Source organism: Paenibacillus mellifer, assembly GCF_023195895.1.
GTDB lineage: Bacteria > Bacillota > Bacilli > Paenibacillales > Paenibacillaceae > Fontibacillus > Fontibacillus mellifer.
Window position 1 is genome coordinate 488,842 of sequence record NZ_JALPRK010000001.1, and the last position, 18,125, is coordinate 506,966.

16 protein-coding genes and 2 tRNA genes are annotated in these 18,125 nt (G+C 52.4%); 14 read left to right on the forward strand and 4 right to left on the reverse strand.

The genetic code is table 11. From position 1 onward, the window contains the following. The first annotated feature begins 42 nt into the window (after positions 1–42). Positions 43–342, forward strand: coding sequence for a hypothetical protein (locus tag M0651_RS02195; RefSeq protein WP_248550200.1), 300 nt, complete (start codon positions 43–45; stop codon positions 340–342). A gap of 4 nt (positions 343–346) precedes the next feature. Here M0651_RS02195 and M0651_RS02200 read toward each other — a convergent pair whose 3' ends face one another. Beyond that, complete coding sequence (locus M0651_RS02200; RefSeq protein ID WP_248550201.1) at positions 347–802, reverse strand: GNAT family N-acetyltransferase; 456 nt, start codon at positions 800–802, stop codon at positions 347–349. A gap of 724 nt (positions 803–1,526) precedes the next feature. On the opposite strand from M0651_RS02200, the gene ilvB reads away from it, so the two are divergent. From ilvB to M0651_RS02235, 7 genes are all read left to right on the forward strand, one after another. Beyond that, entirely contained in the window at positions 1,527–3,272 is a 1,746-nt protein-coding gene (ilvB, locus tag M0651_RS02205) for a biosynthetic-type acetolactate synthase large subunit (RefSeq protein ID WP_248550202.1), read from the forward strand. After that, a complete protein-coding gene (gene ilvN, locus M0651_RS02210) occupies positions 3,269–3,757 on the forward strand; it encodes an acetolactate synthase small subunit (protein ID WP_248550203.1) in 489 nt (162 codons plus the stop codon). The genes ilvB and ilvN overlap by 4 nt, the downstream gene beginning before the upstream one ends. A gap of 219 nt (positions 3,758–3,976) precedes the next feature. After that, positions 3,977–4,969, forward strand: coding sequence for a ketol-acid reductoisomerase (gene ilvC, locus M0651_RS02215; protein WP_248550204.1), 993 nt, complete (start codon positions 3,977–3,979; stop codon positions 4,967–4,969). A gap of 110 nt (positions 4,970–5,079) precedes the next feature. After that, the gene (locus tag M0651_RS02220) at positions 5,080–6,612 is read left to right on the forward strand and encodes a 2-isopropylmalate synthase (protein WP_248550205.1); all 1,533 of its coding nucleotides are present in this window, start codon (positions 5,080–5,082) and stop codon (positions 6,610–6,612) included. Between the two features lie 166 nt (positions 6,613–6,778). Further along, positions 6,779–7,858 carry a 3-isopropylmalate dehydrogenase gene (gene leuB, locus M0651_RS02225; protein ID WP_248550206.1) on the forward strand — a complete coding sequence of 360 codons (1,080 nt, stop codon included), beginning with the start codon at positions 6,779–6,781 and terminating at the stop codon, positions 7,856–7,858. 265 nt (positions 7,859–8,123) lie between these two features. Beyond that, positions 8,124–8,534 carry a hypothetical protein gene (locus tag M0651_RS02230; protein ID WP_178022042.1) on the forward strand — a complete coding sequence of 137 codons (411 nt, stop codon included), beginning with the start codon at positions 8,124–8,126 and terminating at the stop codon, positions 8,532–8,534. A gap of 304 nt (positions 8,535–8,838) precedes the next feature. Then, on the forward strand, positions 8,839–9,945 hold the full coding sequence (locus M0651_RS02235; protein WP_248550207.1) for an ATP-binding protein: 1,107 nt from the start codon (positions 8,839–8,841) through the stop codon (positions 9,943–9,945). A gap of 1 nt (position 9,946) precedes the next feature. Here the strand turns inward: M0651_RS02235 and M0651_RS02240 are convergent, their stop codons facing one another. From M0651_RS02240 to M0651_RS02250, 3 genes are read right to left on the reverse strand one after another with little or no spacing between them, the layout of a single operon-like run. After that, entirely contained in the window at positions 9,947–10,129 is a 183-nt protein-coding gene (locus M0651_RS02240; RefSeq protein ID WP_282577687.1) for a FeoB-associated Cys-rich membrane protein, read from the reverse strand. Positions 10,130–10,169: 40 nt separating this feature from the next. Continuing rightward, positions 10,170–12,200 carry a ferrous iron transport protein B gene (feoB, locus tag M0651_RS02245; RefSeq protein WP_248550208.1) on the reverse strand — a complete coding sequence of 677 codons (2,031 nt, stop codon included), beginning with the start codon at positions 12,198–12,200 and terminating at the stop codon, positions 10,170–10,172. Further along, positions 12,197–12,439 carry a FeoA family protein gene (locus tag M0651_RS02250; RefSeq protein WP_248550209.1) on the reverse strand — a complete coding sequence of 81 codons (243 nt, stop codon included), beginning with the start codon at positions 12,437–12,439 and terminating at the stop codon, positions 12,197–12,199. The genes feoB and M0651_RS02250 overlap by 4 nt, the downstream gene beginning before the upstream one ends. Before the next feature lie 351 nt (positions 12,440–12,790). On the opposite strand from M0651_RS02250, the gene M0651_RS02255 reads away from it, so the two are divergent. From M0651_RS02255 to M0651_RS02280, 6 genes are all read left to right on the forward strand, one after another. Next, positions 12,791–13,756, forward strand: a complete 966-nt coding sequence (locus M0651_RS02255; protein WP_248550210.1) for an aldolase catalytic domain-containing protein — start codon at positions 12,791–12,793, stop codon at positions 13,754–13,756. 141 nt (positions 13,757–13,897) lie between these two features. After that, positions 13,898–16,000 (forward strand): putative bifunctional diguanylate cyclase/phosphodiesterase, encoded by a 2,103-nt coding sequence (locus M0651_RS02260; RefSeq protein WP_248550211.1) that lies wholly within the window; start codon positions 13,898–13,900, stop codon positions 15,998–16,000. Between the two features lie 129 nt (positions 16,001–16,129). Further along, positions 16,130–16,203: transfer RNA gene (locus tag M0651_RS02265), tRNA-Pro, on the forward strand. 32 nt (positions 16,204–16,235) lie between these two features. After that, positions 16,236–16,309 (forward strand) — tRNA-Gly (locus M0651_RS02270). 204 nt (positions 16,310–16,513) lie between these two features. Further along, on the forward strand, positions 16,514–17,041 hold the full coding sequence (locus tag M0651_RS02275) for a DoxX family protein (protein ID WP_248550212.1): 528 nt from the start codon (positions 16,514–16,516) through the stop codon (positions 17,039–17,041). 107 nt (positions 17,042–17,148) lie between these two features. Beyond that, positions 17,149–18,069 carry a helix-turn-helix transcriptional regulator gene (locus tag M0651_RS02280; protein ID WP_248550213.1) on the forward strand — a complete coding sequence of 307 codons (921 nt, stop codon included), beginning with the start codon at positions 17,149–17,151 and terminating at the stop codon, positions 18,067–18,069. Positions 18,070–18,125 lie beyond the last annotated feature (56 nt).

Below are 18,125 nucleotides of genomic sequence, written 5' to 3' on the forward strand. Positions count from 1 at the left end.
TTTTTCGCGGCTATAGGATCTAACCTGACAGGAGGAATTAGGATGGGCAGAACGGTTACGAGAAAAGAAGCCGAGAAATGGCTGGGCAAACAGATCGCGGCTTATAAAAAAGATGGTACGGTTGTTACGGGCAAACTGGTGAAAATCAGCGGCAATCGTCTGATTGTTCGCCAAGCCCCCGGTAAGAAAGTCAGAACAAAAGCGATTATCCCGCTTGTTTTGTTCGATCTGCTGGCGATCGGCACCGCTCCATACGCCTTTGGCGGTGTTCCATACGGCGGCGGTGTTCCCTATGGTGGCGTCCCCTATGGCGGAGGTTACCCTTACCCGTATTTCTGGTAAAACGCTAAGTGCGACTGGGCAGCCTTTTTTCCAGTTCATAACATTGGGATAACGGGACGTAACGTTGGGTTCGATACCCCAATTTACGGTAAAATAGGTGGGCTCGGGTATTGTCCCGGTCCACCATTACTTTTGCGCGCAGACATCCCCGGGAGGTGGCAAAGTTTTCCGCATGGGCCATCAGAGTTTTGCCGTGCCGTTGCCGCTGATGAGCCGACGCCACCGCCATCATGTCAATATATAACAAATCGCCGTGAATGAGAAAATGAATAAAGGCAACCGGATCCGCTTCATAGGTTGGGGAAGCCACCAGCGAGACGCCGCGTGACAGCCGCAGCGGGATATCCTTGAAGACGGTTTCGATGTCCTGTGGAGGCAGATGGGAGAAGGGGACAAGCTCCCCACGGACCAAATCGTGGATGATGGGATCGTCCTGTTTCGGCCTTCTGTATCGAATCATGCGCGAATCTCCTCCTAACCGTGCATAATTTTAGGCGCTATCTTTTATCATATGAGAAGGAGGAGGGAATGGGTTCCTGTCAGAAACTTTAATTCTTTAGGGTATTGACTCGTGGTGTAAACTAATCATATAATGTTTCTAAACATTTTAAGACATATCTTGCATCGGCGATGAAGAGGACGAAGCTTTAAGGGCTCTTTGCTCAGAGAGTGGGTGGATTTGCTGAGACCACCACCAAAATCCCTTAACTGCGAGCTCACCTCGGAGCTGTTTCCCTGAAAAGCTGCAATCCATCCGCGGTGGCGATTGCGACTAAAGCTTATTAGGGGAAATCGTTTGGTCCTCGTTACGGACCACGAGTAAGGCGGCTCACGCTTTTACTCGTCAAGGCTTGGCACTGCGAGGTGCCAGGTGAAAATGGGTGGTACCACGGAGGATCAAACCTTTCGTCCCTCGGAGCAGGAAACTGTTCCGGCGGGCGGAAGGTTTTTTTAGTTTAGGTAAGTACTGGGGTTTGAAAAAAGTTAGATCAAGTTCAAAAAGTTAGGTCTCGAGCACCGAGAAGGTTGGACGAAGCTAGGGACTGAGTAGCGGAGCGTACGTATTGGGTACGTGAGCAACGGAAGGCCCGGGTGAGTTCAAGATTCGACGTCGAATCACAGCATGATTTAGCATCGTGATCGAAAGATGACTTTTTGAACATCATTTGGAAGGAGGATGACTGATGAGCGCGCAAATTCCAGAAACGCGGTCCACAGAACAATTACGAGAGAAATGGATGAAACCGGAAGTCATTACAGGTTCCGATATCCTGCTTCGCAGCTTGCTTTTGGAAGGTGTCGAGTGCGTCTTTGGTTATCCAGGCGGAGCGGTGTTGTACATTTATGATGCGTTGTACGGATTTACCGATTTCCACCACCTGCTGACCCGACATGAGCAGGGCGCCATCCATGCGGCGGACGGGTACGCCCGGGCCACGGGGAAAGTCGGCGTATGTATCGCCACCTCCGGTCCAGGAGCGACCAACACGGTGACGGGGATCGCCACCGCGTTCATGGACTCCGTTCCGCTCGTTATTATCACGGGGAACGTCGTCTCCAGCCTGATCGGCACAGATGCGTTCCAAGAGGCGGACATTACCGGCATCACGATGCCGATTACGAAACACAGTTATCTTGTTCGGAACGTTGAGGACCTGCCTCGTGTTATCCACGAAGCGTTCCACATTGCGAACACGGGACGGAAAGGTCCGGTCCTGATCGATATTCCGAAGGACGTGTCCGCGAACAAGGCTTTGTTCGAGCCTTCCCAGACCATCAATCTGCGAGGCTACAATCCGACGGTGGTGCCGAATCGGCTGCAGCTGGACAAATTGGCGGCGGCCATCCAGGAAGCCGAGCGCCCGGTCATTATCGCCGGCGGCGGCGTGGTATACTCCGGCGGACATGAGCAGCTGTTCGAATTCGTGAACAAGGCGCAAATTCCGATTACGACAACGCTGCTCGGTTTGGGCGCTTTCCCAAGCGGCCACGAGCTATGGATGGGAATGCCCGGTATGCACGGCACCTATACAGCGAATCAATCGATTCAGCAATCCGATTTGCTGATCAACATCGGGGCACGGTTCGACGACCGGGTAACCGGCAAGCTGGACGGGTTCGCACCGAAGGCCAAAATCGTGCACATCGACATCGACCCGGCTGAAATTGGCAAGAACGTTCACGCAGACATTCCGATCGTAGGCGATGTGAAAACCGTGCTGGAGATGCTGAACCCGATCGTTTCGCGGGCGGACAAAGCGGATGCTTGGAGAACACAGATCCAACGTTCCAAAATCGAGAAGCCGCTAAGATATATCGATTCGGATACCGTTCTGAAACCGCAGTGGGTGATTGAGCTGCTTAACGACACGACAGGCGGAGAGGCGATCGTCACGACCGACGTAGGTCAGCATCAAATGTGGGCGGCGCAGTATTACAAATTTAACCAGCCTCGATCATGGATTACCTCGGGCGGCCTCGGGACGATGGGCTTCGGGTTCCCTTCGGCGATCGGCGCGCAAATGGGGCATCCCGATCGGTTGGTCATCTCGATTAATGGAGACGGCGGCATGCAGATGTGTGCCCAAGAGCTAGCGATCTGCGCCATCAACAAGATCCCGGTCAAAGTAGTCGTTATAAACAACCAGGTGCTCGGTATGGTTCGTCAATGGCAGGAATTGATCTATGACAACCGTTATAGCCATATCAATCTTGAAGGCAGTCCGGATTTCGTCAAGTTGGCCGAAGCTTATGGGGTGAAAGGTCTGCGGGCAACAAACAAGGAAGAAGCCAGACGTGCTTGGCAGGAAGCGCTCGACACGCCGGGACCGGTTCTGGTGGAATTCGTGGTCAGCAAAGAGGAAAACGTATATCCGATGGTTACCCAAGGTTCCACCATTGATCAAATGCTAATGGGGGACAGTGAATGATGATGAGAAACCATGCGATTTCCGTATTAGTGAACGACCAGCCAGGGGTTCTGCAGCGCGTTGCCGGTCTGTTCGGCCGGCGCGGCTACAATATCGAAAGCATCACCGTGGGTCAATCCGAGGAAGAGGGATTGTCCCGGATGATCATCGTCACGCAAGGCGATGACAAAACGCTTGAACAAATCGAAAAACAGCTGTACAAACTGATTGATGTCATCAAAGTTGTGAATCTCAGCTCCAGACCGATGGTTGCTCGCGAGCTGGCGTTGATCAAGGTGAAGTCCGAGCCGGCGGAGCGCCCGGAAATCATGGGCGTCGTTGAAACGTTCCGTGCCGCGGTCGTCGACATCGGAACGAACAGCATGATGGTCCAAGTCGTCGGCGATACCGAGAAAATCGACGCCATGATCGAACTGCTTCGCCCCTACGGCATCCGGGAGCTATCGCGCACCGGCGTCACCGCCATGATCCGCGGGAACGCTTAAGCGCTCAAACCTAATCGTATTTTGCCGCCACCAGCGGCTTCACCCCTCCGCCAGACAACGGGCGGGTGTTTGAGGGGATCGATTTAGTCAAGATGTCACTTTATCGCTTAAAGGCGTCGGTCCATTGAAACGCCCGCTCGTCACAGGCGGAGGAAACCATACTTATATTAATCAAGGGCACAGCTTGACTGTCCCGCAAATCTTAGGAGGGCATAAGAAATGGCAGTTACTTTGTACTATGAACAAGATGCAGAACTCAGCGTATTGAAAGGAAAAACGATCGCGATCATCGGTTACGGCAGCCAAGGACATGCCCATGCGCAAAACCTGCGCGAAAGCGGACTGAATGTCGTTGTCGGCCTGCGGGAAGGCAAATCCTTCAACAAAGCGAAGGAAGACGGTTTTGAAGTATTGTCCGTTGCGGAAGCGACCAAACGCGCAGATCTAGTGCAAATCCTGATGCCGGACGAAACGCAAGCTGCCGTATACAACAGCGAAATCGCACCGAACCTGAAGAAAGGCGCCGCGTTGTTGTTCGCCCATGGCTTTAACGTACATTTTGGTCAAATCGTTCCTTCCCCGGACAATGACGTATTGCTCGTTGCTCCGAAGTCGCCGGGCCACATGGTTCGTCGCACGTATGTGGAAGGCTTTGGCGTTCCTGGTCTGATCGCTATCCACCAAGATGCTACCGGTAAAGCGAAAGAAATCGGCCTCGCTTATGCGAAAGGGATTGGCTGTACACGCGCAGGGGTCATCGAAACCTCGTTCCGTGAAGAAACCGAAACCGATTTGTTCGGCGAACAAGCTGTATTGTGCGGCGGCGTAACCGCCCTGATCAAAGCCGGCTTCGAAACGCTGGTTGAAGCGGGTTATGCTCCAGAAATGGCATACTTCGAGTGCTTGCACGAAATGAAGCTGATCGTTGACTTGATCTATGAAGGCGGAATGGCAACGATGCGCGATTCCATTTCCAACACAGCCGAGTATGGTGATTATGTAACAGGACCTCGCGTTGTGACGGAAGAAACCAAGAAAGCGATGAAAGCTGTGCTTTCCGATATCCAACAAGGGAAATTCGCTCGCGACTTCATCTTGGAGAACCAATCGAACCGTGCGTTCCTCACCGCAACTCGCCGCAACGAAGCAAACCATCCGATCGAAGTGGTCGGAAGAGAGCTTCGCGGCTTGATGCACTGGATCAAGAAATAAACGGTATACCCTCGTTAGGGGATAACGTAAGATTAGTAAAAGCCTGAATACCCAATGCGGCCGCCCCTTTGTGTGAGCCGCATTGGAGCTTTTCGGAGGAGGTGCTTGGCATGCGCAAAATCTATATTTTCGATACGACGCTACGGGATGGCGAGCAATCCCCTGGCGTGAACCTGAATACTCGTGAAAAGCTGGAGATCGCCTATCAGCTGGAGAAGCTGGGGGTCGACCGAATCGAAGCGGGTTTTCCCGCAGCTTCACCCGGGGATTTGGCCGCGGTGAATGCCGTAGCACGTGCAGTCAAGAAGTCGACGGTCATCGGTTTGTCGCGGTCGCGTACACAGGATATCGATGCGGTCCGTGAAGCGCTGCAAGGGGCCGAGGATCCTTGCATCCATTTGTTCTTAGCCACCAGTCCGATCCACCGGAAATATAAGTTGAAGATGGACAAAGACCAAGTGCTGGAAACGGCGCAGGCTGCGTTGCGGTATGCTAGTAAGTATTTTTCGAAGATCGAATTCTCCTGTGAGGATGCCGGCCGGACTGAACTGGATTTCCTCTGCGAGATGACGGCGATGGCGATCCGCGAAGGCGCATCGGTAGTGAATATTCCGGATACGGTCGGATATTTGTATCCCGAGGAATACGGTAACATCTTCCGCACGCTGAAGGAGAAGGTGCCTGGAATTGAGAAGATCCAGCTGAGCGCCCATTGCCACGATGATTTGGGTCTGGCGACAGCGAACTCTCTGGCTGCGATCTTAGGCGGCGCAGACCAAATCGAAGGGACGATCAATGGAATCGGAGAACGGGCCGGTAACACTGCGCTGGAGGAAGTGGCGTTAGCGTTGGAAACGCGCTTTGATTTCTTTGGTGCGAAAACGTCGCTCGAACTGACGGAAATCGCCCGTACGAGCCGGCTGGTGAGTCGCTTGACCGGGATGGTCGTGCCGGGGAACAAGGCGATCGTTGGCGCGAATGCTTTCGCCCATGAATCTGGCATTCACCAGGATGGCATGTTGAAGGAGAAAACAACTTACGAAATCATGTCCCCGGAGACGATCGGGCTCAAGGAGAGCAAGCTCGTTCTGGGTAAGCATTCCGGTCGTCATGCGTTCCGCGAGAAGCTGGTGGATATGGGATACTCGCTGGACGACGAGCGTTTGAACGAAGCTTTTGCCAAATTCAAAGCGCTGGCCGACAAGAAGAAGGAAGTCACCGACGAGGATCTGCTGGCAATCGTCGAGCTGAAGCTGATCGACACACCGGAGGAATTCCGCCTCGAAACGATTTTCGTCTCTTACGGCAACGAAGCGACACCGGCGGCGAAGGTCCGTCTGGTCACGCTTGCCGGTGATATTATCGAGAAGGAAGCCGAAGGCAACGGTTCGGTTGACGCGATTTATAACGCGATCGACCTCGCTTCCGGCGAGGAAGTCAAACTGGCCGATTACTCGATCAAATCGGTGAGCCACGGCAAGGATGCCCAAGGGGAGGTTCACGTCGTGCTGACTCAGAACGGCGCTTCCGTGCAGGGTCGCGGCGTCAGCACGGATATCTTGGAAGCGAGTGCCCGCGCTTATGTCGATGCGCTCAACCGATTAATCGAGAAGAGAAAGTCGAATTCCGCAATTCGGGCGTAATCGAACCGGGAGACGGTTGCAGCGGAGCTGATTTATTCAGCTTCGCTGTTTTTTTGCCTGCTTATAGTTAAAACCTATGACCTTAATAGATTCTATATCTTTGTTTATCCTAACCCGGTGTGTTACAACTGAAGAAGAGGATGTTCACGAAAGGGAGCTGGAAGCAATGGCAGAAGTCAAAAAAATCGCGGTAATCGCAGGCGACGGTATCGGACCGGAAGTGGTAGCCGAAGCGGAGAAAGTGTTGAAACGGACGGAGGAGCTGTTCGGGTACAAGTTTGAAACGGAACGTGCCTTGTTTGGCGGCATCGCTATCGACGAGAAAGGGACGCCGCTTCCCCAAGAGACGCTGGAGGTATGCCAAAAGGCCGACGCCGTATTGCTCGGGGCCGTAGGCGGTCCGAAATGGGACAACAATCCGAAGGAACTACGCCCGGAGACCGGACTGCTGGGTATCCGTAAGGCGCTCGGCTTGTTCTCGAACCTGCGTCCGGCAGTCGTGTTCGATTGTCTTAAGGATGCTTCAACGCTTAAGCCGGAAGTGCTTGAGGGCACGGATCTCATCGTCGTCCGCGAACTCACCGGCGGCATTTATTTCGGCGAGAAATACCGCCGCGATACGGAGCAGGGGCAGGAAGCCGTTGATACGTGCGCGTATAACGTCAGCGAGGTCGAGCGGATCGTACGCCAGGCGTTTGAGATTGCTCAGAAGCGCCGCAAGAAGCTGGCTTCCGTCGATAAGGCTAACGTGCTGGAGACCTCGCGGTTGTGGCGCGAGGTTGTGAATCGGGTCGCACCGGAATATCCGGATGTTGAACTGGAGCACGTCCTTGTCGATAACTGCGCGATGCAGCTGCTGCGCCGTCCGGCCAGCTTCGACGTCATCGTGACGGAGAACATGTTCGGTGACATTCTGAGCGATGAAGCGGCGATGCTTACCGGCTCGATCGGGATGTTGTCCTCGGCTTCCCTGGGCGAAGGCAGCTTCGGGTTGTATGAACCCGTTCATGGTTCGGCTCCGGACATCGCGGGTCAGAATCTGGCTAACCCGATTGCAACGATTTTGTCCGTAGCGCTGATGTTCCGCATGACCTTCGGTTATGCCGATGCCGCAGACGCGATCGAGGCAGCCGTCGCTGACGTACTGAATGCCGGTCACCGCACAGGCGATATCGCCGTCGACAAGGGTCAGGCGGTCGGTACGAAGGAAATGGGCGACCTGATTGTTGCCGCAATCAAGAAATAATCAGCAGCGAGCAACAAAATTGACTTTGCATATGGCCGATGTTACCATGTGATAAAGATAAGAAGATGGACCCCCTGTTTGAGCTTAGCTCAAATCGGGGGTTTTTTGCCCCACAGCTGAGACTGTAGAGGAGTGGATGGGGTCCCAGGATTTACAAGCCTTATGCAGGAATTTGAAGCAAGCTTCACGAATAAATTATATGAAATCCCGTCCTGAGAAGGCTGAGAGGCGTGAATGAACCGAACGCGAGAAGGGGTGAAGGGGAATGAGTTTTTGCTGCGGAGCCAGCATGCTGGGAACAAAGGGGACTTTGAAGCATTATCGTACGCAGGTTCATAATGTACCCCTGTTATTTTGCCCAGTGTGCCATCGGGTTGAGGTTCATTATAAAGTGGAGAACGAATACGAAATTCTGGCGGAATATGCGCATGGCGACGGAGTTTCGGAAATTGACTTTCAGGATTTCGTGATGGAGGACGATGAGTCCATCTTTGGAAACTGCGTCAATCGGGAAGACGAAGATCCCTTGGTGATCGTACAAAGCCAAATTGATATTTCGCTGGATCTCCTGTCCGTGGCCAAACAAATCGGCGATGAGAAATGGACGGAGGAACTCAAAAAAAGGCTGGCTGTCATGAGCCGGCGTAGAGCTCGGCTTCAACACAACAATCGTTGATGGATTCGAAAATAGTCTCCCGGAAGGGAGGCTATTTTCACTTTTTTAGGACTATGGTAGTCGTTTTGCGCTCATCCAACTTTTTTCGACAGTATCTCTGATTGACGGTATTTGGAAAACTTGACTATGATTGAAATAGGTGGCTTTTGACTTATTAGATTTGATTACGTGGACATGCATCCATTGCCATGATGTGAAATCCTACGCCATAGATCGCATAGAAAGTTGAGTTAAACGCGCCGAGTCAGGGTAAGTTCTTCTAGGTAGTGATCGTATGATCATTTGAGTAAAGGGGGAACCACACTTGTTGAGTGAATTTCAAGAGACATTACTCCAGTCCGTCAAAGCATACCAATCGACCCAGCTCGTAAAAAACAAGTATGAGAACGTACTCCAACACCTGGACAGCGGAATAATGCTGTTTGACAGCGATGGGGTTCTAACCTTTATCAATGTGCAGATGGCCAAACTGCTCGAAATGCCGCGCCAATCCCTGATCGGCTGCAACTTGCTGCAGATGCTGCGACACCCGCATCTCAACCAATTTAAGAAACGCAAGATTTTGCGTATTTACCGGGAGACGATTTTTCATCGCAAAAAATATCATGAGTTAATCGACGAATACGGCCGGCATTGGCTCATCACGGTCACGTACGGGGATCAGATGGATGGAGACTTTCTGCTAAGCGTCAAGGACGTTTCCGATTTCAAGCGAATCGAACAAACGGCATATCAGAACGACAAGCTGGCGATGCTCGGGAAGATCTCGGCGGCGATTGCCCATGAGATTCGGAATCCGCTTACCGCCATTCGCGGGTTCATTCAGCTGCTTCGACCGCATTTGCTCCAGTTGGGCAAAGATGAGTATGCTCGGATTATTTTGACGGAAATCGACCGGGCCAACGACATTATTCACGAATTTCTTAATTCTTCCAAGCCGTCAGCCCCGCAGAAATCGACGGTGAACGTTTCTTCTCTGCTGAAGGAGGTCGTTCTTCTCACGGAAAGCGAGGCGCTGATGAAGGGGTGCCAAATGATCCTTCATGAGCCGAAGGAGGAATTGCTCGTTTCCATCGATGTCAAGCAGATCAAGCAGGTGCTGCTGAACATTATCAAGAATGCCATGGACGCGATCGCTGAGGTAGGCGGTGACCACCAAGGGGTGATCGATATCCGTGCGGAGATGGAAGGCAAATCGGTGAACATCTCGGTGCAGGATAACGGCGGCGGGATGGATAAAGGGATGCTAAGCCGCTTGTTTGATCCTTTCTTTACGACGAAGGAGAAGGGAACCGGATTGGGATTATCGGTGAGTTACCGGATCATAAGGAACCATCGAGGCAATATTACCGTGGACAGCTTAAAAGGAGCGGGAACGATCTTTGTGATCTCGCTCCCGCTGGCCATATAGCTTATTCTTTTGGGCCCTTGGCCGGAGATACCGAAGAGGACGCCGCGTAATTTCCGCAAGCCGCAGAACAGGATTTCTGCTGCGAGCAGGAGGCGCAGGCGCCTTTTTTGCTTTTCTTGAAGCCGCGGTATAACACAAAGGCGGCGTAACCGAAAATGGCGGCGACGATCACAATATCGATCATGATGAATTGCTCCTTTCGTTTCCGGATCTATTCGTTCCTTTTAAGCCAGACCCAAACCTAGTCGTAATCCGACTTGATAAATTAGAAATGATACGAGATAAGCAAGCGTTAACGAATAAGCGATCGAAAAGAACGTCCATTTCCAGGAAGCAGTTTCTTTGCGGAGAACGCCAACCGTGGCGAGGCACGGGGTGTAGAGCAGGACGAAGGCCATAAAGCTGTAGGCCTGAAGCCCTGTGAAGGATGCGTTGATCTGGCCTTGCAGGCCAGCCATATCCGGCGCGTGGTAGATGATGTTCATTGTCGATACCACGACCTCCTTGGCCATAAAGCCAGTGATTAAGGCGGCTCCGGATTGCCAGGTGCCGAAACCTAACGGCTGCAGAACGGACGAGAATAAACCGCCGATTGCCGCGAGGAAACTGTCGTCCATGTTCTCCGCCACACCGCCCGGACCCAGGTACGTGAGTAGCCAGATCAGCACGGAACCGCCGAGGATGAAGGTGCCGGCTTTGCGCAGAAAGCCTTTGCCTTTCTCCCAGGTACTGCGGAACAGAGTAACGCTTTGCGGCATTCGGTAAGGCGGGAGTTCGACCATAAAGAAAGAACGTTCGTTTTTGAACAGGAACATCGAGAAGACTTTAGCCAGCACAAGCGCCAACACGATGCCGAGCATATACAGGGAAAAGACGATCAGGCCTTGCGACTCGGCAAAAAAGATACCGGCAAACAAAGCGTAAACCGGCAGCCGCGCGGAGCAGGACATCAGCGGTATCAGCAGCATGGTCAGCATTCGCTCCTTTGGCTGCTCGATGCTGCGGGAAGCCATGACGGCTGGCACGTTGCAGCCGAAGCCCAAGATAAACGGGATTAAAGCCTTGCCGTTTAACCCGACGATTTCCATCAATTTATCCATCATGACGGTTATGCGGGCCATATAACCGGAGTCTTCGATGAAGGAAATGATCAGGAACATGATGAAGATCTGCGGAATAAATACCAGCACGCCGCCGACCCCTCCGATGATACCGTCTACGATCAGCGCATGCGTGAAGCTCGACGCCTCTACATTCGTCAGCAGACTCTCCGTACCGCCGGTCAGGGGTCCGGTGATAAACCCATCGAGCAGGTCGGAGAGTGGATTGCCCAGCCAGTCGAACGTCAGTTGGAAAGTAAGAAACATGAAGGCCATAAACAGCGGGATGCCGAGAATCGGATGGGTGACGATGCGGTCGATACGTTCCGTCATCGTATGGGGTTTCTTCTGGGAGGCGTCAACGGCTTCGCTGCAGATATCCCGAATGTGCTTGGTGCGGACGTTGCGGATATGCTCCTCTGCGGAGGTGTCGAACCCAGCTGCGGCCAGTTGCTTCTCCGCTTCAGCACGGATGGCTTGCAGCTTGTTCAAGTCGCTTTGGGGCGGGAGCGCGGCGATGACGGCTGGATTATCTTCAAGCACCTGCAAAGCGATCCAGCGCAAGGCTGGACGCCCCTCCTCCCAGCCGGCGGTAAGCTCCCGGGAGATGTCGCGGATCGCCCGTTCGATCGCTTCGCCATAGTGAATGGCATACTGAGGGGCGTCTGCCGCCTCAAGATGCCGTTGCTCAATCGCCCGCAGCAGCTCTTTACTGCCTTTCCCGGTTCGGGCGATCAGGGGGAGAACCGGAGTTGTAAGCCGGGCTGCCAGCTTCACCGGATCGATCTGAAGTCCGTTCGCCTTGGCGACATCGATCATATTAAGCCCAATGATCACGGGCTTTCCATATTCGAGCAGTTGCAGCGTCAGATATAAATTGCGCTCCAGATTGGAAGCGTCAACGATGTTCACCAACACCGACGGGGATTCAGCGGCCAGGTATTCCGCCGCCACTCCTTCGTCCCGGGAGAGGGGGCGGAGGGTGTAGATCCCGGGCAGGTCGGTCAATTGGCCGGATTTGCTCCGCAGCTGGCCAACCTTTTTCTCAACCGTCACGCCGGCCCAGTTACCGACATATTCGTAGGAACTGGTCAAGGTGTTAAACAACGAGGTTTTCCCGGTATTCGGATTTCCGATCAATGCAGCATTGTTCATGAGACCGCCACCTCGATATGGGCGGCTTCCTTCTGACGGATGCCCAGCAGTTGACCGGCGCATTCCAACGTGACCGGACCACCCCAGAGGCAGTAGCGCTTCACTACAACGCGAGTTCCCTCCCGAACGCCGAGATCGGCGAGGCGCCGTTTCAGGACCGGGTCCATATTTCCGAATTGCGTGATGGCACATGAGGTTCCGGGCTTCAATCCAAGCAGGCAGCACCGACAGGTTGTCATGGGATTACCTCTCCTTTTCCTAATCAAATGGTAAGCAGTAGCGTCTTGTATGTAAGCCGTAAACGGCGTAGGTTCTAGCTGGACAATTGGTATTGAGAATCAATCTCAATTGGATTTGAATGTAATATATCATGAGCAGGCAAACCGTACTGTGATTAACTTCATATCTGGATGAAGTTAGGGATTGAATAGCGGAGCGTTGACAGATCTACGTGAGCAACAGAAATCCCGGCTGAATTCAAGATTCGACGTCGCATAACTTCTTTGAAAGATCTTCGTGATGCAAAGATGACTTTTCGAACAACCTTTAGTAAGATGGATAGTAAAACGATGGAGAGGAATATGCCGGGTATGAAAGCCAACCAATGCAAAATCGTCGATTGCACCATACGTGACGGAGGACTGGTGAACAACTGGGACTTCAGCGTAGAATTTGTCCAAAAATTGTACGCAGGCTTAAATGAGGCAGGCGTCGATTATATGGAAATCGGCTACAAAAACTCGCCCAAGCTCCTGAAGGGGGCGGATGAAGCTGGCCCTTGGCGGTTTCTGGACGACGAATTCCTGCGCAAGGTCATTCCTCAAAAAGGAACGACGAAACTATCCGCTTTGGTCGACATTGGTCGAGTAGATGAAAACGATATTTTACCGCGCAGCGAAAGCCTGCTCGATTTGATTCGGGTCGCTTGCTACATAAAAGATGTAGACAAAGCACTGCAGTTGGTCCAATTGTTCCATGACCGCGGTTACGAGACCACGCTGAATATTATGGCGTTGTCGAATGTCATGGAGAACGAGCTGCTGGAAGCGTTCGAGATGATCAAGGAGAGCGTCGTTGACGTGGTCTACATCGTGGATTCGTACGGAAGTCTCGACTATAAAGACATGGAGTATTTGGTTAACAAGTTCAAAACCCATCTGCCGGGAAAACGATTAGGTGTGCATACTCATAACAACATGCAGCTGGCGGTCTCCAATACCCTGGTGGCCGCCGATCACGGGGTAGAGCTGCTGGATGCTTCCGTTTACGGTATGGGACGCGCGGCCGGCAACTGCCCAACCGAATTGCTTGTGACTCATCTGAAGAATACAAATTATAAGTTGCGCCCTATTCTGGAAGTCTTAGAAGAGCTGCTCATCCCGCTTCGGGAGAAAGAGGAGTGGGGGTATTTGATCCCTTATATGATCACGGGGACGCTTGATGAGCATCCGCGCTCTGCGATGGCGCTTCGGGCTTCAGAGGACAAGGATAAGGCCGTCGATTTTTACGATAAGCTGACGACACCGGAGACGACGGTTAATCGGACAAAGAAATAAGGATTTCAAGCCCGGCGCCTCGCGTTCGGGCTTCTTTTTTTTCATCGACAAATTTGGAGAAAAGGCAGGAAATAAGCGGAATATGTTGAATTAGTAGTTTCATGACGGAAGACAGAATTTACCTCCGGAGGTTGATACGCATTGAGGATTAGGGCAGAGGAACAAACGACAATCATCCAAGGGGTAATCGGATTGGCGGCAATGGTCGGGGTGATCCGGCTGTCGGCGTGGAACGATTTTCCACCAGGGGCGGACGCGCTCATTCAAACGATGCATCTCCTGGCGGGGTTGATGTGCCTGGCTGTTTCGTTTGCCATATTTGCGCAGGGATGGATTCTGTTTATCGATAAACTTTCCAAGCAACGGCTGTATACGGCCGTTTTATTTACCATGATCGGGATCTTGGATATTCTTTACGCCGCTTCGCACGGAGACGTCACTTTGCTCGGATTCAAACCGGGCGGAAGTCTGGCGGCTTGGTTTTTGGTGATTTCGCATACGCTGGGGGCGCTGGGGATGCTGCGAATTTTCGCCGCGGAGGATCAGCAGGTGAACGGACATCAGAAGATCGCCATGTTTACAGGCGCAGGTCTGTTGTCCTTAGTGGTACTGCTTCTTTTAAACCGGTATCAAGCCAGCCTGCCGTCTCTGTTCGATTTGGAGTTCGGGATGTTCATCCTGCGAGCGGGCATTCCGTTGTTGTACGTAATCACCGCGATGGCGATATTGTATCGGCACCGCGCAGAACGCCCGCCGGCTATCATGACGGTGACCCGAGCGCTGTTGTTTATGGCGATGGGACATGTTCTGCTAACCTTCCCAACGGGACAGGGCGGGGATTTGGCGCAAGCGGCGGGACAATGGTATATGGGCATTTCTTATTACATCGTACTAAAAGGCGTTTACCGGCTGACCATTGAGGAACCGATGCGCGGCAAGCAGCTGGCGGAAGCCCAAATGAAGCATATGGCTTATCACGATGATTTGACCGGTCTGCCGAATTTGCGACAAATGAAAGAGCAGCTGGGCGAGTTCCTGGTGTTCTCGAGGGCTTGCACCGGCGTCGCGGTCATCAATATCGACCGGTTTAAAGCGATTAACGACTCCCTGGGCTACAGCGCGGGAGACAAGCTGCTCACCGAGCTGGGGAGCCGCCTGTCGGCGCTGGAGGGGCAGCAGCAACGGGTGTATCGGATGGGTGAAGACGAATTCGCCGTGATCTTCCCGGAACTGCCGGACGATGCGGCGGCTGAGGAGCGGGCCAAGCAGCTGCTGGCTTCCGTGGATCCGGCGGTGCTTATTGACGACACCGAATACCATATTTCCCTGAGCATGGGCTTATCCGTGTTTCCGAATGATGGGGACGCGGTGAATCAGATGATTCAATATGCGGATATGGCGGTGCATCATGCCAAGGAGAATGGCGTAGACTTTATGCGATATGATGCGGCGATGAAGCAACGTACCCAGTCGAAGGTGGAATTGGAGAACGATATGCGCAAGGCGTTGGAGCGAGAGGAGTTCTTCCTGGAGTTCCAGCCGCAGATCAGTTTGGATACGGGGAAAATGGTCGGGATGGAGGCGCTCGTCCGTTGGAATCATCCGAAGCGGGGGTTATTGCCGCCAAGCGAATTCATACCGTTGGCCGAAGAGAGCGGACTCATCGTTCCGCTCGGAGAATGGGTGCTGAAGACGGCTTGTCTGCATAATAAAAAATGGCAGCTGGACGGCTTTGAGCCGGTTTGCGTATCCGTCAATTTATCGATGCGACAGTTCCGCCAATATAATTTGGCTGAGCGCGTGGACGCGATCCTGCGCGAGGTTGGGATGGATCCGCGTTATCTGGAGCTCGAAGTGACGGAAAGCATGACCTACGATATTGAAACCGCGCTGGACCAGCTCCATCGCTTGAAGCGTTTAGGAATACATATCAGCATTGATGATTTCGGCACAGGCTACAGTTCTCTTTATTATTTAAAAAGCCTGCCGATCGACCGTTTGAAAATCGATCGGGCCTTTGTGAAAGAGGTCATGTACGACGGAAACGATGCAGCTATCGTCTCCACCATCACCACGATGGCTCATCACTTAAAGCTGAAAGTGACGGCCGAAGGCGTGGAGAACGAGGAGCAGCTGGAGTTCCTAAAGCTCCAGCGTTGCCACGAAGGACAAGGATATCTATTTAGCAAGCCGGTGCCTGCCGGCGTATTGGAAAGCGAGTTCCTTAGCCGGCTAGCCGGCTAAGGATTTTTTATTGGTTCACGGCTCGCGCTACGCAGCTCATCTTAAATTGTAAATAATTCCCGCTTGCTTCGCTCCTCGAAACATGGTATATTAATTTTTGCCTTCCCAAAAAGGGCCTGCATTTTACAACGGGACGTAGCTCAGCTTGGTAGAGCACCTGGTTTGGGACCAGGGGGTCGCATGTTCGAATCGTGTCGTCCCGATCTTCATGATTTTTATCTGTTGCAGGTCATCTGCGGGTGTAGTTCAATGGTAGAACTCCAGCCTTCCAAGCTGGTAGCGTGGGTTCGATTCCCATCACCCGCTCCATATGAAAGAATTCGAAATCCTTACTCTGGTAAGGATTTTTTTGCGTTTTAAAGCTGGAACCGGCGGCGTCTAAAAATTTAAATACACAATTTTTAATATTTGTGATTTAAATCACATATATAGTGAAAAATATCACATATAATAAAGACATCAAAGATGATCATCCGAAAAACAAAATCGTACATAACCAAAGGAGTGGGTATCATGTTTAACAATATCCTTAGAACAAATAAAGTGGCAATGTGGCTCTTGACCGTCATCCGCGTGTATCTCGGCTATCAATGGATCGAAGCCGGCTATCATAAACTGACCGGCGGCTTCGATGCCGCGGGCTTCCTGACCGGAGCGATCGCGAACAGCACCGGCGAACACCCCGCCGTGCAAGGCTGGTGGGCGACCTTCTTACAACACTTCGCCCTGCCAAACGTCGACCTCTTCAATGTCTTGGTGCCTTACGGTGAATTCCTGGTCGGCATCGGTCTCATCCTCGGTACCTTCACCACCTTCGCCGCACTGATGGGCTTCGTGATGAACGCCGCGTTCCTCTTCTCGGGTACGGTAAGCACCAACGCACAAATGTTGATTCTTGAAGTCCTGGTCCTCGTCGCTGCGGCCAACGCCGGCAAAATCGGCCTCGACTACTATGTACTTCCTTACCTCCGCAAGCTGTTTCATAAGAAAAAAGATGCTGGAACGCAAACCCCAGCGCCTAAACAACCGCACATGGCGTAACGAAGTAACCAAGCAGAAGGGCTCTCCTCGAGAGTCCTTCTTTTATTAATATGACATTGCTATGTCGCATTTCTCCGGTATACTTGATTTCAAAGGAGAGGGTACACATGCAGATGAACCGGCTGTTCCAAATCGTATACTTGCTGCTGGAACGCAAGACGATGACCGCCGCCGAGCTGGCGCAGCGGTTCGAGGTGTCCACCCGTACGATCTACCGAGATATTGATACGTTAAGCGGTGCGGGAATTCCCGTCTACGCCAGCAAAGGGAAAGGCGGCGGAATTGGGCTGTTGCCGGACTTTGTCCTGAACAAATCCCTGTTGTCAGAAGACGAGCAGAAGGAAATCCTGTTTGGACTGCAGAGTCTGGAAGCCACGAACGCCCTGCAGACGAGCCAAGTGTTGTCCAAACTGAGCACGCTTTTCCGAAAAGAGGAGGTCCACTGGATTGATGTCGATTTCTCCGGTTGGAACAGCGGGGATGTGGAGCGCAGCAAATTCGGACTGTTGAAGACGGCCATTTTGGAGCAGCGGGTTGCGAAGTTTGTTTACTATAGCTCGTATGGCAAGAGGACGGAGCGGCACGTCGAGCCGATGAGGCTGCAGTTTAAGAACCGCTCATGGTATTTGCAGTGTTATTGTTTGCAGAGCCGAGATTTACGCACGTTTAAAATCAGCCGGATTGAAGAGCTTGAGATCACCGATCGGTTGTATGAGCTCCGCCGGGACATTCAGCTTAAGCCTGTGGATGTCGCGATGCCGGACGATCAATTCACCTACGTGGACCTTGAGCTCTTGTTTCCCCCGCATATGGCGTACAGGATCTTTGATGAGTTTGAGCGGACCCGCATTCTCAAACAGAAGGACGACTATTTCCTTGTTACGGCCAGCTATCCGGAGGATGACTGGATATATGGTTATCTACTGTCCTTTGGCGAGAATGTGAAGGTTCTTTCGCCGCCGCATATCCGGGATATTTTACAAGCCAAAGCAAAGAAAATTGCCGAAATGTATTCCAATCCTTCTTAATATGACAGACAGATGTCAAATTCGCCTTGCTAAAATGAGGGCATCTTAAGGAGGAG